Source organism: Mammaliicoccus sp. F-M27 (genome assembly GCF_022387115.1).
GTDB classification, from domain to species: Bacteria; Bacillota; Bacilli; order Staphylococcales; family Staphylococcaceae; genus Mammaliicoccus; species Mammaliicoccus vitulinus.
Genome location: NZ_JAJNIE010000008.1, coordinates 113,616 through 132,667, shown reverse-complemented (window position 1 = coordinate 132,667; position 19,052 = coordinate 113,616). Strand labels below are relative to the sequence as shown.

Below are 19,052 nucleotides of genomic sequence, written 5' to 3'. Positions count from 1 at the left end.
ATGTATTAGGCACGCCGCCAGCGTTCATCCTGAGCCAGGATCAAACTCTCCATAATAGAAGTAAGCTTGATTAGCTCATCTTTGATTGGTTGAGCCAATCACTCTTTGAAGTACTTTCAGTACTCAATTATCGGAATTAAACGTTGACATATTGTCATTCAGTTTTCAATGTTCATTTCGTCTCACAAGAATCTATTATACACACTTCTTAAATCGAAGTCAACAACTTCTTTAAAATTAATTTCCAAAGTGTTTTGATGTGTTATTTATCTCTCGCTCACAAGATATAACTATACACGCTATATACACCTAACTCAAGCATAAAAATTACACCAAAACACCCATTGTTTTCAAATATGATTAATTCTCAACATATTCTTTTAATTTATCGTATATTTTTTCAGCATCTTCGTAACCTTTCTTATATAAAGCGTCTAATTTCCTAGGATTTTTCTCAACTCTATCCACTGAGAGCGTATCAGAAGGTCTTATCACGAATAAATTGCCTTTTTCTTCTTCCTCTTCTATCCATTCTAATGTTTTATTGTAATGTTTATATCTAATTGCCATAAGATGATTCACTTTAGGATATGCTTTTAGTCTAAATACTTTAGAAAACTTACTTTGCTTTTTACGATAGCCTTTCGGTCTCGTTAGAATAAGAACGTTTTTCTTATATCCTTCTTCAATCGTTTTATTAAGAGGGATAGGATTTACGACTCCTCCATCTAATAAAGTGTGTCCTTTGTATTGAACTGGATTAGCCATCAATGGTAATGAGCTTGTTGCTTCTAGCGCTGTTAATATTGAACCTTTAGTTTCATTCTTATCAAAATATACAGCTTCTCCAGTTTCACAGTCAGTTGTTACAACAACAAACTCCTCTTTAGCTTGATCAAACTTTTCAAAATCAAAAGGTTCCAAATAAGTTGGGATATAATGATAAACAAAATCCATTCCAAATAATTCTTTTCTCTTCACATAATTAGAAAGAGAAATATATCGTTTATCTTTAATGTACTTTGTCGTCACACGATGGTTACGTCTGAATTGTCTAGATAAGTAACTTGCTGCCATGGAAGCACCAGCTGAAACGCCGATATTGTATTCAAAATATAAATCCTTTTCAATAAAGTAGTCTAGAACACCTGCAGTATACAAACTTCTCATTCCGCCGCCTTCTAATATTAATGCTGTATCTTTTATCATATTTACACTCTTTTCTATACCGTTAGTCTTTAGTTGAATGAAAGCAACCTGCTACATATTATATGTGAGCAGGTTGTGTGTTAATTATTAAATTTCCGTTCTCCCTGTTATAGCTTTAGAAAGTGTAACTTCATCAGCATATTCTAAATCGCCACCTACCGGCAATCCATGTGCAAGTCTAGTTGTTTTAATACCAATAGGCTTAACAAGTCTAGAAATATACATTGCTGTTGATTCACCTTCTATATTTGCGTTTGTCGCTAATATAATTTCGTTTACTTCATCACTCTTCAAACGCTCTAATAATGATGGAATATTTATATCTTCCGGTCCAATACCTTCCATTGGAGAGATAGCACCGTGTAATACATGATATAAACCTTTATATTCGCGCATTTTTTCCATAGCTATAACATCTTTAGAATCTTGTACAACGCATATCACTGAGCGGTCTCTTTGCTTATCTTGGCAAATATGACAAGGAGATACGTCCGTTATATGCCCACAAGTTTCACAATAAGTGAGTTCTCGCTTTACATCTACAAGAGATTTAGCAAAAAGTACAACATCATCTTCTTTCATATCTAATACATGAAAAGCTAAACGTTGAGCTGTTTTAGGACCTATTCCTGGCAACTTCATAAAGCTATCAATTAGTTTAGATATTGGTTCTGGATAGAACATCATTACATCATTCCGGGAATGTTAAGACCTTGTGTATGTTTACCTAAACGATCTGCTGTTACATCGTCAGCTTTAGATAAAGCGTCATTTGTTGCAGCTAATACTAAGTCTTGTAGCATTTCGATATCTTCAGGGTCTACTACATCTTCTTTAATGATAACGTCTAAAATTTCTTTGTGTCCAGAAACAACAACAGTAACCATTCCGCCACCTGCTGTTCCTTCAATTTTTTCTTCTTTTAGCTTTTCTTGTTCCTCAGCCATTTTCTTTTGCATTTTTTGCATTTGTTTCATCATTTGTTGCATATTTCCGCCACCGCGCATAATTTCGTCCTCCTAATATCTATTTTGTTCATTATAGAAAATTAATTTTGTCATATTTATTATACATACCTTTAGAGGTGATGTCATGTATTACTCATCAGTAACATGTACTGTATCTTCACCAAATAATTCTTGTGCTTTTTTAACAACATCTGCTTCTGCAGGCTTTGCTTCTTCCTCTGTTTCACTTTGAGTAGAATTCGCTTTTTTAGATTGAATGTATTGTTGTCTAACTTGTAACCACTGTGAATTAGGCACGCCAACTACTTTTACCGTTTTATCTACTATCTCACAGACAATTGATTCAATATGATTTCTTTTTTCATCATTTTTATTAACTATTTCACAATGTATGTCTTCATCAAACTTTACAAGTACGTGATCTTCACTAGCAGCGACAGGTTCAGAATTCAACAATAAGCTTACTAAAGCTCTTTGTTCTTTCTCTTTCACTGATTCAATAACTGCTTGCCACTTTTCTTTTAGTAAATTCAAATCATCTCGATTAGCATGATCAAGCACACGCTCTATTTGTCTAATAGAGAAAACATGTTTAGATTGTTTTTTAGAAATGTTTTGTTTATTTTCGATAGGTTTTGTTTTTTGACTAACACCATTTTGAGAAAGTTGATTAACTTGTGTTTCAAGTTGTTTAATTTTATTCATGACTTCACTTGATTCTACATTGTTATTTTGATCGCCAGATGTTGCTTGTTCTGTATTGTTATGTGCAATTAATTCCGTTAATTTAACGATAAGTATTTCTATATGAACATTTTGATTAATTGCGAAACGCATTGAAACTAACGTGTCGTTAATACAATCAATCATCTTATACATTGTATTTAAATTTATATGATGAAGTGCGTGTTGATCGTCGTCTTGCTCAGTTGTTTTAGCTACGATTGCATCTCTAATGAAATAAATCATATCATTTACAAGTCTATTCACTTCTTTACCATCAGCAATAAACTCATGATATCTCGTGAATGCCTGTTTTATATCTTTAGCAACAATATCACCGAACAACGCATTCAACGCTGCTTTATCAACACTACCCGTTACGTTCAATGCATGTTCTAACGATAAATGTCCATCGCCAAATGCAATTGCTTGATCCATAACGCTAAGTGCATCACGCATACCGCCTTCTGAGACTTGCGCAATAAATGATAAAGCGTCTTGTTCGTAAGTAATGTTTTGTTCATCTGCAACAAAAGCCAATCTACTTTCAATTTCTCCAGAATGAATAGCTTTAAAATCAAACCTTTGACATCTTGAAATAATAGTAGGTGGTATTTTGTGGGGTTCTGTCGTAGCAAGAATGAATATAGCGTGACTTGGTGGTTCTTCAAGTGTTTTTAAAAGTGCATTAAAGGCACCAGTTGTTAGCATGTGTACTTCATCTATAATATATACTTTGAATTTAGATTCACTTGGTGCATATTTTACTTTATCTCTAATATTTCGGATTTCATCTACACCGTTGTTACTTGCAGCATCTATTTCAATAACATCTGAATTTGTACCTTGTGTAATACCTTTACAAATTGCGCATTCATTACAAGGTTCTCCATTTGTATTTTCTGTACAGTTGATTGCTTTAGCAAAAATCTTAGCAATACTCGTCTTACCAGTTCCGCGTGGGCCATTAAATAAGTAAGCATGTGATTGCTTTTCTTTTTGGATTGCATTTCTTAATGTTTTTGTGACATGCTTTTGACCTACAACATCTGAAAATGATTGCGGTCTATACATTCGATACAAAGCCTGGTAGTTCAAAATGGCACCTCCAAAGTTTAATACGATATACCTTATATTATATCACGAATCGATACTGACTTCTTATTACAAATTATTGAAAAGCTTCTGGATAATGAACAGTGCCTCTTATTTCTTTAGTAGGATGATCCCATAAGTATTTAAACATAAAGTTTTCGTCTGGAGCTTCGAATGGCGTATAAATATCAAAGTCGGAAGCTATATGGTAGCCTAATTTTTGATAATACTCAGAATGACCAAGCACAACAACACCTATATAACCATTTTCATAAGCTCGATATTCTAACGCTTCTATTAACGCTTTACCTATTCCTCTATTTTGATATTCTGGCAAAACCGAAACAGGCGCTAAAGCTAATACAACATTGCTTTGTTCATCAGAATTTACCGTTACTTCTGACATCATTGCGTGACCTAGAATTTTGCCTGATTCAGTTTTTGCTACGACTTCAAGTTCTGCATTATAAGTTGGCGATTTTCGGATTTTTCCAATCAATTCATGTTCATTTCCATCTGTATGTTCTTCACCTAAAAAAGCTTGTTTAACAACCTCTTTAGCTAGCTCATATTCCGACTCCACAATAGTACCAATTAGTAATTGCGTCATGTATGATATATCCTCCTGATATAAGAAAAAGAGTGACCGCGGTCACTCTTTTTTGAATTTATATATAATTTAATAAGTTTTTAAAATTTAAAACCGTGCACCTTTGCTTTGAACAAACATCACAAGCGTAACCTCAGTCGTTAGCTAAACTTCGGCAACCCTACGGCACATACAATAATCCACTTAATGCTGCTTCCTTCCGGACCTGACATGATTCATGGGTTTGTATTGCATAGGACCGACGTCTTCAGACACCACGTGCTGAGGGCAGACCTCACAACAATATGTCCGCGGCAAAGGAATTCAGTCCTGCATAAGCGGATTTCAAGTACAGGGAACCGCTACCTCCCCACTTAGCACGGCAATTTATATAGTACAACATAACCTTTACGTTTGGCAAGGAAAAACTATTCTCTATGAATATGTTTTATTAATTACTCTGCGCGAAAAGTCGACAAATTTAAATTCTGTTGCAATATGTCTAGATATATTATATTGGAATCGCTCTGCATTATTAAGGTGCACGATTCCCCTAACTGTTGCTGTAAAAGGCGGGTCCAACTGACCAAAGTAAGCTATTTCTTTCTCAGTCATTCTTTCAAATGTAATAGATTTATTTGAATAACTGATTTCTACATTCATTTCGTGTTCAATATATTTATAAATCGATTGTGCTGCAACTTCTTTCGTCAGTTTAGGAATAACACTACATATGAAGTAGTCCTCATCCATGATATGCACTTTATCATCTTTTGTCCTTGTTCTAATGACATGCCACAATTTATCATAATCATTTAACTCAAGTGCATGTTTTACAATAGGCACTTCTTCAGCGCGTATTACTTCAAGAACTTCGACTTTCGTTTCATAGTCTAAACCTAACCTTTGATTAATCTCTTGAAAACTAATCATCTCCGAAATTGGAAATTGTATGATGTCTTCATAAATGACAACTGAACCTTTACCTTGCAACTTTTGTATATAACCTTTTTCTTGCAATAAATTTAAAGCTTTCCTTACAGTTTCTCTAGAAGTTGAATATATCTTTGTTAATTCATTTTCGGAAGGTAGTTGCTGTAAATGAGCATATTCACCATTTATAATTTTTTCACAAATAGATTGGTAGATTTTCATATACTTGTTCATGTGTTCACCTCTATACCTTCAAAAATAGCTTAATTTCCACTTATCTTAACTACAAATGCATCATATGGTTGTAATACATTACCGTTTAAATCGTTATTAGCGATCATAATTTCACCTTCTAAATCAATATCTTCTGGGATATCCACTTCTCGGTTAGAATAATTTGCGATAATCAACCACGTTTCATCATTCAAATGTCTTTTGTAAACAAATAAATCTGGATGTTCCATATGAAGTGGTTCTATTTCTCCATAAGTTACAATATCATATTTATGACGTATTTGAATTAATTTTTGATACGTATAGAAGACAGACGTTTTATCTTCAAGTGCCGCTTCAACGTTAATGTGCTTGTAATTTTCTGGAATTCCGATCCATGGTGTTCCTGTTGTAAACCCTGCATTATCATGATCATTCCACTGAATAGGCGTCCTTGAATTATCTCTAGATTTTTGACCGATTACTTTCATAATCATTTCTTCATCCATGCCACGATTTTTTAATAGTTTATATGCATTAAGTGACTCAACATCTCTATATTGATTGATATCCGTAAACTTAGGATCCGTCATCCCAATTTCTTCACCTTGATATATATACGGCGTGCCTTGTAACATGTGTAACGATATTGCCAACATCTTACTAGACTTCACTCTATCCTCTTCTGTTGTATCATTACCAAACCTCGTCACAACTCTAGGTTGATCATGATTACACCAGAATATCGCATTCCATCCATTACCTTTAGCGATATTTACTTGCCATTCCATTAAAATACGCTTCAATTCAAGAAAATCAAATCTCATGTCCGACCACTTTTCACCATTCTTATAGTCTACTTTTAAATGATGAAAATTAAATACACTGCTTAACTCATGACGTTCAGGATTTGTATACTTAATACAATGATCTATTGTCGTTGATGACATTTCCCCAACTGTCATAATATCTTTGTCGCCAAAAGTTTGTTTGTTGAGCTCTTGTAAATATTCATGAACTTTCGGACCATCTGTATAAAATTCTTTCCCGATTGCTTTAGAATTTTCGAATGCACCTTTAGATATGAGGTTAATCACATCAAATCTAAAACCATCGACACCAAAATCAATCCAATAATTGAGCATTTCATAAATCTCGGATTTAAGCTTGTCGTTCTCCCAGTTTAAATCAGCTTGAGAGACATCGAACAATCTCAAATAATAGCTTTCAGTTTGTTCATCATAAGTCCATGCATTACCACCAAATTTAGACTCCCAGTTTGTTGGCGGCTCGTCTTTAGAACCTTCTTTCCAAATATAATAATCTCGATAAGGATTGTCTTTTGATTTACGAGACTCTACAAACCAACGATGAGCTGTGGACGTATGGTTAATCACGATATCTAACATAACTTTAATACCTAATCGATGTGCTTCATTGAGCAACTTTTCAACATCTTCTTTAGTTCCAAAATCAGGATTAATTTGATAGTAATCACTAATATCATAGCCGTTATCATTCATTGGTGACTCATATATTGGCGTTAACCAAACATAATCGACACCTAAAGTTTGTAAATAAGGTAACTTTTCAATAATCCCTTGTAAGTCCCCTTGTCCATTTCCGGTCGTATCATTAAATGATTTTGGATACACTTGATAAACGACAGACTTTTTCCAATCTGAAACCGCCATATTGATAAACTCCTTTTATTAATTATTCTTTTACCATTTCTTTCGCTTTTTCTTGTGCAAAGTTCGAAAGTACAACGGTTAGTATAGCTGGTAACACCATAGCTATCAATGTCGCAATACCGAACACGCTCCAATACTCTCTTTGAATCGAGATGATTGCAGGTACGCCACCAACACCCACGCTACCTAACACTTTATTAGCTCCAATAAATGCACCTAATAAACTAGATGAAATAATTGCTGCGAAGAATGGGTATTTCAATGGTAAGTTGACACCGAACATCGCTGGTTCAGTAACACCTAGGAATGCTGAAATACCTGAAGTAACAGCCAAACCTTGTTCTTTAGCCATTTTACGTTTTTTGTATACTAACCAAGCACCAAATGCTGCTGAACCTTGACAAATATTTGATATCGCAACAATCGGCCATAAATAAGTGCCGCCTAAAGGACTTCCCATCAGTTGGAAATCTACTGCTAAGAACATATGATGTAAACCTGTAATAACAAGTGGTGCATAGAATAATCCATACACTGCTCCACCTAACCAACCAGCACTGTCAAAGATCGCTTTAATACCATCCGTAATCAGCGTACCTAATCCTAGCGCTAAAGGTCCAATTACAATAAATGCTAAGAATCCAGTAATTAATAGTGCTACTGGTCCAACGACTAACATCTTGATTGAATCATGAACACGTTTTGCGAGGAATTTCTCTATCACTGATAAGACCCAAGTTGCAAATAGTATAGGTAATACTTGCCCTTGATAATTTAATTGTTTAATTTCCAAACCGAACATGTGCCACACAGGTATCTCACTTGATTTACCGCCACCTAAGTCATATTGAGAAGCAAGTTGTGGATGTAATAAGATTAAACCTAATACTAAACCTAAAATCGGACTACCACCAAACACACGCATTGCTGACCAACCAATTAAAGCTGGCAAAAAGATAAATGCGGTACTTGCGATAACGTTAATAATATTTGCGAAATCTGCTAACCAAGCATATTGTTCAACAAGTGGTTGAGCACCAAACAGATTTTTCGCTGTTAACACATTGTTTAAACCTAAGAGTAAACCAGCTGTAACGATGGCTGGAAGAATCGGAATAAACACATCACCTAGCAACTTAATTAAACGTTGAAATGGATTCATTTTTTGTTCTGACGCTTTCTTCACATCATCTTTCGAACTTTCTTCAACACCTGTTTCTTCTTGAAAAATTTTATACGCTTCATCAACAGTTCCTTGACCAATTACAATTTGAAATTGGTTATTCGCTGCAAAAGACCCCTTAACTAATTCAATTTCGTCTAACGCATCTTTATCAACCTTACTTTCGTCATTTAATACTAATCGTAAGCGTGTCACACAATGTGTTGCTGCGTCGACATTGTCTTGTCCACCTATAGCATCAATGATCCGTCTAATATCTTCTCTCTTCACAGCCATTGAACTCACTCCCCCTATATTTATTTAACTGAATTATAACTTGTATATACAAGTATGTAAAGGCTTACAATTAATATTACATTTATAATGTAGTATGATTATATAAAGGAGGTTTTATATATGTCTTTTTTAACTCATGAATTCATAGATCACGAAGAGGTTTCAGTCGAATTCGCTAATGAAAGTTCTACGATTTTTACAAACCATCATCACGAAAAAATATTTGAATCCGCAAGTTTAATTAAATTGCCGATTATGATTTATATTTTTGACCATACAACCCAAGAAGAGCGACAAGCGCAAATTAAACTATCCAATATAGTTGGTGGTAGTGGCGTATTGCAAAAAATGAACATTGAACATTTAAGTATTAAAGATTTAATCTACCTCATGATTGTTGTATCTGATAATACGGCTACAAATACTTTAATTCATTATTTTGGCCTTCAACATATCAATTTATTTATAAGTGAAACACTTCGCACTGAACATACCGAACTCAATCGCTTTATGATGGATGAACATGCCATTCTTGAAGGTAAACAAAACATTACGACAGCACAAGACATGATTACGATACTTCGCTATATATCACAACACGAAGACAAGAAAGAAATGATGGATATTATGTATAATCAACATTTAAACGACAAAGTTTCAATTTATAAATCTTTCTATGAAGAAACACTTTCTTTTTATTCGAAAACTGGTGAATATGGCAATGTTGTAAATGATGTGGGCATCATCCAACACGAACACGATTTATATTATTATTGCTTTTTATCCAACACAAATAAACCCAAAAAAGTGATCGACTTCTCTCACCAATTTGGGTCATATATTATTCAATCTATTTTAAAAATCTGATAACCTAGCTGCTTTTGCGAGTATTTTTTGATAATAACTACCTGTTATTTTGACAATTTCAATACTTTTCGGGGTATGCGGTGCATGAATCATCATGTCTTCACCCATGTATATACCAACATGTGACAAGAAACCATTCTCTTCAGGCTTACTAAAAAATAGTAAGTCTCCCGGTTCGAAATTTTTTGACTCAATTGAAACATCTTTCATTGCTTCATATTGTTCATCCGCATCTCGAGGTATATAGAAATTTTGACTTTTATACATTTGAAAACAAAGTCCCGAGCAATCATATCCATAACTAGACATGCCTCCCCATAGATAAGGTAAGTCTATAAAGCGTTTGGCATTTTCAATAACGCCTTGCATCGTTCCCGTTTGTAAATTGCCGTTTTCATCGCTAAATTCAACGTCGTTAGAATGGATTAAGCCTTTACCTTCAGGTGTGTCTACTTCAACATATTCATCTTCACCTTTCGTTACAGGCAACACCGTATTGAACGAAAGAATTTGCTTTGTAGTAAAATCTAAATTAAACAAAGTAGATTTAGGTACTATGACACGTAATTTTTGGTGTGCTTCGTAATCTTTCATTTCGCCTAACTGACTAGAAGGTATAAAGCCAGGGTAACCCTTTGGATGTTGTTTCGAAGGTTGCTCTATACATAACACATGACTCCAGCCATCTTGTTCTTCTATTACTTCAACCATTTCTCCATACAATACTTGAGTATCTATTCTACTATCTTCTGTAAATGACAACTTTTGTGCCAAATTCAGTTCTAGTAACCATCTTTGAATATCAGCTGGGTACATGATGCCATCTCTATCAATATCTCTAGCTTTATCAATATTTCTCCATATGGTCCCTACATTTACTCTACAATATTTCTTCATGTTCGCACCTTCTTGTATAAAGATTTTCTATCTACCCCTAAACCGAATCCTTCTGAAGCCTTCACTTTAGCACCTTCATAAACGATACCACCTTCAACTTGCCTTTCAACCACCATTAATGGTGCATCAAAATCTACACGGCTTACTTGTTTAGCAGCTAAACTAAAATGTAAAGCAGCGGTTACAGAAACATGCGTCTCCATCATACATCCAACCATGCAAGATATACCTTCATCTTGAGCAATATCATGTATTTTTAAAGCTTGATGTATGCCACCAGTCTTCATCAACTTAATATTCCACAAATTATTTGCGCCTACTTCTACTAATCGACGCGCATCATAAGTGCTAAACAAACTTTCATCTACCATTAAAGGTATGTTAAATTTTTTTGTTAAAGCACCTAGAATAGTATATTCATAACGTCCAACAGGTTGTTCGATACTTTCAATTTTCAAGTCAGCTTCATCAAAATGCTTCAAGGCGTGTCGCGCGCCTTTTTCATCCCAAGCTTGATTAGCGTCCGCGCTTAATATGACATCACTAGGCAACGAAGATCTCAATGCTTTCAGTCTACTTAAATCTGTTTCGACATTGTCTTTCCCCACTTTTATCTTTAAATGATTAAAACCTTCATCGACATATTTCAATCCATCTCCCACCATTTCATCAGCTTCATTCAAACTGACCGTATAGCATGTCTCTAACGTTTTATTTCCCGGGTTATGATTGATGTACTTATATAAAGGCAATTCTGCCTCTTGAGATAATAAGTCATAAAGCGCTATATCTATTGCTGCTTTTGCACTTGTATTACCGACAATGGCTTCCTGTACTTCGTCTAATAACTTCACTGTTAAATGCTTATTAATTAATAATGGCTTAAATACTTCTTCAATTGCCGCTTCAATTCCACCTTTAGTATCACCTGTAATAACATATGTAGGTACAGCTTCGCCAACACCTATAACATCATCATAATTTGTTTCGATAAAAACATATATACTTTCTATTACTTCTACTGTTCTTAAAGCTGTTTTGAATGGTTTCTTCAAAGGTGTTCCATATCTATAGTATTTAATATCTGTTATAAACATATAACTGCCCCTTTATTCTATATTTACACCTGATGTTATGTTCAACACTTTTTGATCGACATCTAACGTTGCTTTTGTTCCAAATGGTATCGCAAAATGAGGCGTACAGTGACCGATGTTCAAATCAAATGCTGCAGGTTTATTCAATCGTGTGATAAAAAAGTCTAAAACTTCTTTCATCGTTAACGATTTATTAGGATTTTTAGGTTTACTATTTGTAAATGGCCCAATGATAAATCCAATTGCATCATCTAATTTCCCTGCCGACTTTAATTGTTGAAGGAAACCATCAATCTTATACGGCTCTTCTCCTATATCTTCAATAAATAGAATCTTTCCCTTTGTATCAATTTCGTATGAAGTGCCTAAACTGGAAACTAAGAGCGATAAACATCCCCCAACTATTTCACCTTCAACTCGACCGGATACGAGAGGTTCGAAAGTTAATTGATCAGTTGGATATGAAATATCTTTACCATCGAATAACTGTTCAAAGCTTTTTATAGATATTTCATTATAAGTATCACCTATATCGGAAGCAATCATAGGTCCTTGATATGTAATCAATCCCGTTTGTTGTCTAATAGCGTTATGCAAACACGTTATGTCGCTATAACCCCAAATGATTTTAGGATGTTTCTTAACAAGCTCATAATCAATGCGTTCTACAATCCGAGGTGTCCCATATCCTCCACATGCACATATGATACCTTTAACTTCATCATCCCTTAACATGTCATGCAAACTTTGTAATCTCTCTTCGTCCGTTCCTGCTAAATGACCATAAATTTGATCAATATTATTCGCCAACTTAAATTTAACTTGATATTGCGCTTCTAAACGTTCTAAACCATTCTTTAAATGTTGTTGATTAGGCGGGCTCGCTAATGCTACTACACCTAATACATCTCCCCGTTTTAATCCCTTTGCTTTCATTTAGACACGACCTTTATCAGAATATTCTTATATTATAGCAAAGTTATAAAACATTTGTACAAAACAAAAAGCCCTACCTACAAATGTAGGTAGCGCTTTTCTATATATTAGTCTTGGAATTTTAAAAATAATGGCGGAGGAAGAGGGATTCGAACCCCCGCGAGCCGTTAAGCCCCTGTCGGTTTTCAAGACCGATCCCTTCAGCCGAACTTGGGTATTCCTCCAAATAAGACAATACTTATCTTATAACATGCCATCACTTATGTCAACAATAAACGTCGAAATTAAATTGTAATTTTCTTCTTTAAGGATTTATCTACAGCTTTTGCAACTGCACGACCCTCTTTAATAGCCCAAACGACTAAACTTTGCCCTTTTCTTGCATCACCAGCGACAAATATTTTATCTTGATTTGTTCTGAAATCTTTTTCGTTTGCTACGATTTTATTTCGTTCAGTATTCAAATTGAATGAATGAGGTACTAAATGCTCAGTTCCTTCGAATCCAATTGATAATAGAACTAAATCTGCTGGCCAATGACGTTCAGTTCCTTCTACAATAACCATACCATCTTCAGTTTCTTCTAACACTTGCGTGTAAAGACCTCGAATATTACCATTTTCATCAACATCATAACGCATCGTTTGAATACCGTAAGCTCTTGGTTCGAATCCGAACTTTTCGCGATACTCTTTATGTGCATAGTCTAATTTGAAAATTGGCATTGGTAATGGCCAAGAAGTATTTTGTTCTATTTTATCAGTTAATCTTACATATTTATTAAATTGGACAACTGATTTACAGTCATCTCTCAATGCTGTTGCTACGCAGTCAGCACCTGTATCACCCGCACCTATTACAATCACATTTTTGCCTTTTGCTGTTATTGTCGGTTCATCAATTTCTCCCAATTGTAATTGCGTTTGTTCTGTTAAATAATCCATTGCAAAATGAATACCAAAACTCATACGTCCTTCTAATGGTAAATCTCGTCCTTTTTGTGAGCCTGTACAAACAATAATGGCATCATATTGTTCATCTAGCTCTTCTTTCGTGATGTCTTTCCCCACATTAACATCTGTTTTAAAGACGATACCTGCTTCTTCCATTAATTTAACACGTCGCTCAATCACTTCTTTGTCTAATTTCATACTTGGTATTCCATACATGAGCAAGCCACCTGGACGATGGTTTCGCTCATATATCGTCACATTGTAACCTAATAAATTTAATTCTTCGGCTGCTGTTAATCCTGCTGGACCACTACCGATGATGGCTATTTTTTCTTCTAATCGGTGTTCTGGAAACTTCGGTTTAACAAGTCCCATATCATATGCTTCATCTATAATTGTACGTTCAATTCCTTTAATGGCTACTGAATCATTATTAATTGCTAACACACATGACGATTCACACGGCGCCGGACAGACGCGACCAGTAAATTCAGGAAAGTTATTTGTTTCAGATAGTCTTTCATATGCCTCTTTGTAATCTTTTCGATACACTAGATCGTTCCACTCTGGTATATAGTTACCAATCGGACAACCTATTGTATCTCTACCGAATGATGAGCCTGTCTGACAAAATGGTGTTCCACAGTCCATACAACGCGCACCTTGTGTTGCAGCATCTTCTGTTGTAAAACGTTGTTGGAATGGTTCATATCCCTTAATTCTATCTTTTAATGGCAACTCATCAAGTTGTTGCTTAGGATACTTCATAAATCCTTTAAATTCACCCATAATATGCCCTCCTTCTTAATATACAGAAGCCAGTTCTTCTTCATCACCTATAGATTTTCGATCATCAAAGAATGCATTTAAAAGTGCATCTTCTTCGTTCTCTAATTTGTGTAGTGAAATCTTCTGCATCATGAGTTTGTAGTCTTTAGGAATAACTTTAACGACTCTTTCTACAATTGTGTCAAATGATGCTAAGACTGCTTTTGCTTTTTTACTATTTGTATATTTAACATGTTCTTCTAACATATGTTTCAAATTAGCTATTTCATCTCCATCTTTTAATGTTTCAAATTCCAGCGTGTCTAGCTCGTTCTCTTCTTTGAATGTTTCAACATCTGTAGGCATTGCGTAACAGACACCACCACTCATACCTTGACCGAAGTTACGTCCGACATCTCCTAAGATGACAACACGACCACCAGTCATATATTCTAGTCCATGGTCTCCAACACCTTCTACAACGACATTGACGCCACTATTTCTAACACAGAAACGTTCTCCTGCTCGTCCATTTATATAAGATGTTCCACTCGTAGCACCATAGAAACAAACATTACCCACAATGATATTGTCTTCTCTATCTTCATTCGGTGCATTCAAGATTAATTTTCCTCCTGATAAACCTTTACCGAAGTAATCATTAGCATCGCCAGTATGATGTAAAGTCATGCCTTTAGGTATAAATGCACCATAGCTTTGACCAGCATGTTTAAACGTCTTAACATGTATTGTATCTTCTGGTAAACCAGGTTCACCATGCACTTCTGTAATATAACTACCTGTAATCACACCGACATCTCGTTCTGTATTACGTACATTGTAGCTGCCTACAAATTTTTCGCCGTGATCAATAGATGCTTTTGCATCTTCATATAACGTCGTTAAATCAAATCCTTCATCAAGATGATGATTTTGATTAGTAGAGCGATATCTTTCACCTTTGTTTACGAATAACAATGCTTCTAAGTCCAATTCTTTCGCTTTAGGATGAGCATAACAACGGCTAGAAACTTCTAATAAATCTGTTCTACCAATAAGGTCATCCATCTTCTTCAATCCTAACGAAGCAAGAACTTCTCTTATTTCCTCGGCAATAAAGTACATGAAGTTCACGATATGATCCGCTTTACCTGTGAACAATTTACGTAATTCTCCATTTTGAGTCGCTATACCGACAGGACATGTATCTTTATGACAAACTCTCATCATAATACATCCAAGTACCACTAATGGCGCAGAGGCAAATGCAAATTCTTCGGCACCAAGTGCACACGCTAATGCTACATCACGCCCAGTCATTAACTTCCCATCTGTTTCTAACGTCACACGTGAACGAAGTCCATTTAACATAAGCGTTTGATGTGTTTCTGCTAACCCAATCTCCCATGGTAAACCAGCATGTTGGATACTCGTCTTAGGAGAAGCACCTGTACCGCCATCGTAACCACTGATGACAATTTTATCAGCATATGCTTTTGCAACACCTGCTGCAATTGTACCGACACCCGATTTAGAAACGAGTTTAACACTAATGTCTGATTTTCTATTTGCATTTTTCAAATCATGAATTAATTGCGCTAAATCTTCAATAGAATAAATATCGTGATGTGGCGGTGGCGAAATTAAACCAACACCTGGTGTAGATCCACGAACTTCAGCAACCCAAGGGTAGACTTTTGTACCAGGTAATTGACCACCTTCTCCAGGCTTAGCACCTTGAGCTACTTTGATTTGAATTTCTTTTGCGTGTTGTAAATAATCACTCGTTACACCAAAGCGACCGGAAGCTACTTGTTTAATGGCACTCATGTAATTTGTGCCGTCTGGTTTCACAATAAAGCGTTCTGGGTTTTCTCCACCCTCACCACTGTTACTTCGTCCACCAATTCTATTCATCGCTTCTGCTAACGTTTGATGTGCTTCTTGAGAAATAGAACCAAAGCTCATTGCGCCAGTTTTGAATCTTGTAACGATTTGATCGGCAGATTCCACTTCATCTAAATCAATTGCACGCTCTGCTTTAAAATCAAGTAAATTTCTTAAATGACTCATGCGTTCGCTATCAGCCGCTTCAGAATATTCTTTAAACATTTCAAAGTTGTTATCTCTACAAGCATGCTGTAATAAATGAATCGTTTTAGGGTTAAACGCGTGGTATTCTCCTTGTTGTCTCCATTGGAAAGTACTACCTGTATTTAAATGGTTAATGCGTTCTGATTGTCTCGCTTTATTCTCTTTATCGATTGTTTCAATAGATATACCAGAAAGTTTAGACGGTGTACCTGTGAAATATTCATCAATTACGTCTTTACCTATACCAATTGCTTCAAATATTTGAGCACCTTGGTAACTTTGAACTGTCGAAATACCCATTTTAGCCATAACTTTTATGACACCTGCTGATAGTGTTTGACTATACGTGTCGATATTTTGCTCGACAGTGCCTTCGAGACGTCCCGAAGTCGTTAAGTCTTCTATCGTATAATGTGCTAAGTATGGTACAACGGCATTTGCGCCATAACCAATTAATGTAGCTAAGTGGTGCACTTCTCGACATTCGCCAGAGTATGCAACAATACTTGTATCAAGACGTTGTCCAGTTCTGATTAAATGTTGATGAATATGACTAACCGCTAATAACATAGGCATTGCAAATGACGCTTCTTCATCATCAACAGATTCATCTTCTAACACGATGATTTCAGCACCATTTTTAACGGCTTTTGAAACTTTGTGACCTAAGTCATCTAACGTATCTTTAAGAGACCCACTATATGTTGTCGGAATCATCGTTAAGCCAAATTCACTATCTTGAATCCGTTCAAGTTGTGCCTTTGATAACACTGGATGATTCAACTGTATTCGCTTCGTATTATCTTTATTCGGTTCTAATAAGTTACCTTCTTTTCCTAAGTAAACCAATTCACTCGTCACGATTTTCTCTCTATATGAATCAATAGGCGGATTCGTAACTTGTGCAAAATGTTGTTTAAAGTAATTAAACAACGATTCAGGTCTTGTACTTAATACGGCAACAGGTGTATCAAAGCCCATTGCGCCAATAGGATCTTTTTTCTCGCTTGTAAGTTCAAACATATATTTGTTGATTTCTTCTTTTGTATATCCGAAACGACGTTGCAATTGGAATAATTTATCCTGTTCTATATGAGATGGTGAAGCTACAATGTCATTTACATTTAACGCTTTATGACTAACCCACTCATCGTATGGATATTCGCTTGCAATACGTTGTTTTAATTCGTCGTTCTCGATTACTTTATTTTCTTTAAAGTCTACTAACAATAGTTTCCCTGGGTTCAATTGACCTTTGTACACAACATGCTCTTCTTCGACGTCAATAACGCCTACTTCAGATGAAAATATAATTTCATTAGTATCTGTGATCGTATAACGTCCAGGTCTCAGTCCATTACGGTCTGTTAAAGCACCTAACTTATCACCATCACAGAAGCTAATCATAGTTGGTCCATCCCATGGCTCCATTAAGTAACTATAATACTCATAAAACGCTCTAATTTTTGGATCTTGCGTGTCATTATATAACCAAGGTTCAGGAATCAATAACATCGCCGCTTGCTCAGGAGGAATACTCAAACTCAAAAACTCTAAAGCATTGTCGACAATAGCTGAGTCACTACCTGATTCATCTAATACTGTTCCAATTTTATCTTTCACATCTCCAAAGATCGTCTCGATCAATCGATCTTGACGCGCGCGCATCCAGTTCACATTACCTTTAATCGTGTTAATTTCACCATTATGCATAAGTAATCTGTTTGGATGTGCTCTTTTCCAACTTGGGAATGTATTCGTACTGAATCTAGAGTGGACTGAACCAAACTTCGAAACATATGATTCCTCTAATAAATCGATATATAACCCTTTAATTTGATCTGAGCGCAACCATCCTTTGTAAACGATTGTTCTTCTAGATAAACTTGCAAAGTATAAATCTAAATTTTGTTCATCACCGTATCGTTCAATTTGTTTACGCGCAATAAATAAAGAGCGATCAAAATGTTCACTTGAATGATTTTCAACAAATACTTGTTGAATATAAGGCATTGTTTCTGCAACATGTTCAGCCAATACCGATATATCTACAGGTACATCTCTATATGAAATAACCTTTAAGCCTTCCGCTTCAAAAAATGCATTAAATTTTGTTTCATGCTCACTGCCAGCTATTTTCTCATCAGTGAAGAACATACCTACAGCATAATTTTCTTCTTCAGGTAAATTTAAATTTAATTTTTGTTTAAAATAGAGGTGAGGGACTTCAGTCATAATACCAGCACCATCGCCAGTAATACCATCAGCTCCAACTCCACCTCTATGATCTAACCTACAAAGCATTTCAATTGATTTTAATACAATATCATGTGACCTCTTGTTGTCCATGTTGGCATAAAAGCCAATTCCACAAGCATCATGCTCGTCCATTGAATCATACAGGCCAAGTTGTCTTCTATCTTTCTTAAATGACATACGACATCACCTCAACAATAAATTTCAGAATCTTCAATAATTGATAGTCTATATCATACTTTATAATGACTCATCTTAACAATATATAAAATAGATGAAATATATCTAAAAATTAGATAAT

At 35.3% G+C, this 19,052-nt stretch carries 14 protein-coding genes, 1 tRNA gene and 1 other RNA gene; 1 reads left to right on the top strand and 15 read right to left on the bottom strand.

The features are described 5' to 3' along the window. Nucleotides 1–360: 360 nt before the first annotated feature. The 9 genes from LQ598_RS09455 to treP all read right to left on the bottom strand — a co-directional run bounded on the left by LQ598_RS09455 (nucleotide 361) and on the right by treP (nucleotide 8,883). A complete protein-coding gene (locus LQ598_RS09455) occupies nucleotides 361–1,209 on the bottom strand; it encodes a patatin-like phospholipase family protein (protein ID WP_107556457.1) in 849 nt (282 codons plus the stop codon). A gap of 87 nt (nucleotides 1,210–1,296) precedes the next feature. Further along, nucleotides 1,297–1,893, bottom strand: coding sequence for a recombination mediator RecR (gene recR / locus LQ598_RS09450; RefSeq protein ID WP_026023257.1), 597 nt, complete (start codon nucleotides 1,891–1,893; stop codon nucleotides 1,297–1,299). 2 nt (nucleotides 1,894–1,895) lie between these two features. Next, nucleotides 1,896–2,216, bottom strand: coding sequence for a YbaB/EbfC family nucleoid-associated protein (locus tag LQ598_RS09445; protein WP_016912425.1), 321 nt, complete (start codon nucleotides 2,214–2,216; stop codon nucleotides 1,896–1,898). Nucleotides 2,217–2,306: 90 nt separating this feature from the next. Further along, nucleotides 2,307–3,998 (bottom strand): DNA polymerase III subunit gamma/tau, encoded by a 1,692-nt coding sequence (gene dnaX / locus LQ598_RS09440; protein ID WP_026023258.1) that lies wholly within the window; start codon nucleotides 3,996–3,998, stop codon nucleotides 2,307–2,309. A 73-nt stretch (nucleotides 3,999–4,071) separates the two neighbouring features. Then, nucleotides 4,072–4,605 (bottom strand): GNAT family N-acetyltransferase, encoded by a 534-nt coding sequence (locus LQ598_RS09435; protein ID WP_107556458.1) that lies wholly within the window; start codon nucleotides 4,603–4,605, stop codon nucleotides 4,072–4,074. Nucleotides 4,606–4,698: 93 nt separating this feature from the next. Then, nucleotides 4,699–4,967: signal recognition particle sRNA large type (gene ffs / locus LQ598_RS09430), an RNA gene on the bottom strand. Nucleotides 4,968–5,019: 52 nt separating this feature from the next. Then, entirely contained in the window at nucleotides 5,020–5,751 is a 732-nt protein-coding gene (gene treR, locus LQ598_RS09425; RefSeq protein ID WP_016912428.1) for a trehalose operon repressor, read from the bottom strand. A 29-nt stretch (nucleotides 5,752–5,780) separates the two neighbouring features. Continuing rightward, a complete protein-coding gene (gene treC, locus LQ598_RS09420; protein ID WP_107536508.1) occupies nucleotides 5,781–7,424 on the bottom strand; it encodes an alpha,alpha-phosphotrehalase in 1,644 nt (547 codons plus the stop codon). A 22-nt stretch (nucleotides 7,425–7,446) separates the two neighbouring features. Then, on the bottom strand, nucleotides 7,447–8,883 hold the full coding sequence (treP, locus tag LQ598_RS09415) for a PTS system trehalose-specific EIIBC component (protein WP_107558906.1): 1,437 nt from the start codon (nucleotides 8,881–8,883) through the stop codon (nucleotides 7,447–7,449). Nucleotides 8,884–9,003: 120 nt separating this feature from the next. Between treP and LQ598_RS09410 the strand changes: the two genes are divergently transcribed. After that, entirely contained in the window at nucleotides 9,004–9,750 is a 747-nt protein-coding gene (locus tag LQ598_RS09410; protein ID WP_107556459.1) for a serine hydrolase, read from the top strand. Here LQ598_RS09410 and LQ598_RS09405 read toward each other — a convergent pair. The 6 genes from LQ598_RS09405 to gltB all read right to left on the bottom strand — a co-directional run bounded on the left by LQ598_RS09405 (nucleotide 9,739) and on the right by gltB (nucleotide 18,931). Next, complete coding sequence (locus LQ598_RS09405) at nucleotides 9,739–10,647, bottom strand: C40 family peptidase (RefSeq protein WP_239745445.1); 909 nt, start codon at nucleotides 10,645–10,647, stop codon at nucleotides 9,739–9,741. The genes LQ598_RS09410 and LQ598_RS09405 overlap by 12 nt on opposite strands. After that, nucleotides 10,644–11,744: a dipeptide epimerase gene (locus tag LQ598_RS09400; protein ID WP_107558908.1), complete on the bottom strand. Its 1,101-nt coding sequence runs from the start codon at nucleotides 11,742–11,744 to the stop codon at nucleotides 10,644–10,646. Before LQ598_RS09400 ends, LQ598_RS09405 begins: the two co-directional genes overlap by 4 nt. 12 nt (nucleotides 11,745–11,756) lie before the next feature. Continuing rightward, nucleotides 11,757–12,680 (bottom strand): S66 peptidase family protein, encoded by a 924-nt coding sequence (locus tag LQ598_RS09395; RefSeq protein WP_107558909.1) that lies wholly within the window; start codon nucleotides 12,678–12,680, stop codon nucleotides 11,757–11,759. A gap of 131 nt (nucleotides 12,681–12,811) precedes the next feature. Then, nucleotides 12,812–12,904 (bottom strand) — tRNA-Ser (locus LQ598_RS09390). Between the two features lie 60 nt (nucleotides 12,905–12,964). Beyond that, nucleotides 12,965–14,422, bottom strand: a complete 1,458-nt coding sequence (locus LQ598_RS09385; RefSeq protein WP_107558910.1) for a glutamate synthase subunit beta — start codon at nucleotides 14,420–14,422, stop codon at nucleotides 12,965–12,967. 15 nt (nucleotides 14,423–14,437) lie between these two features. Next, a complete protein-coding gene (gene gltB / locus LQ598_RS09380; protein ID WP_239745443.1) occupies nucleotides 14,438–18,931 on the bottom strand; it encodes a glutamate synthase large subunit in 4,494 nt (1,497 codons plus the stop codon). Nucleotides 18,932–19,052 lie beyond the last annotated feature (121 nt).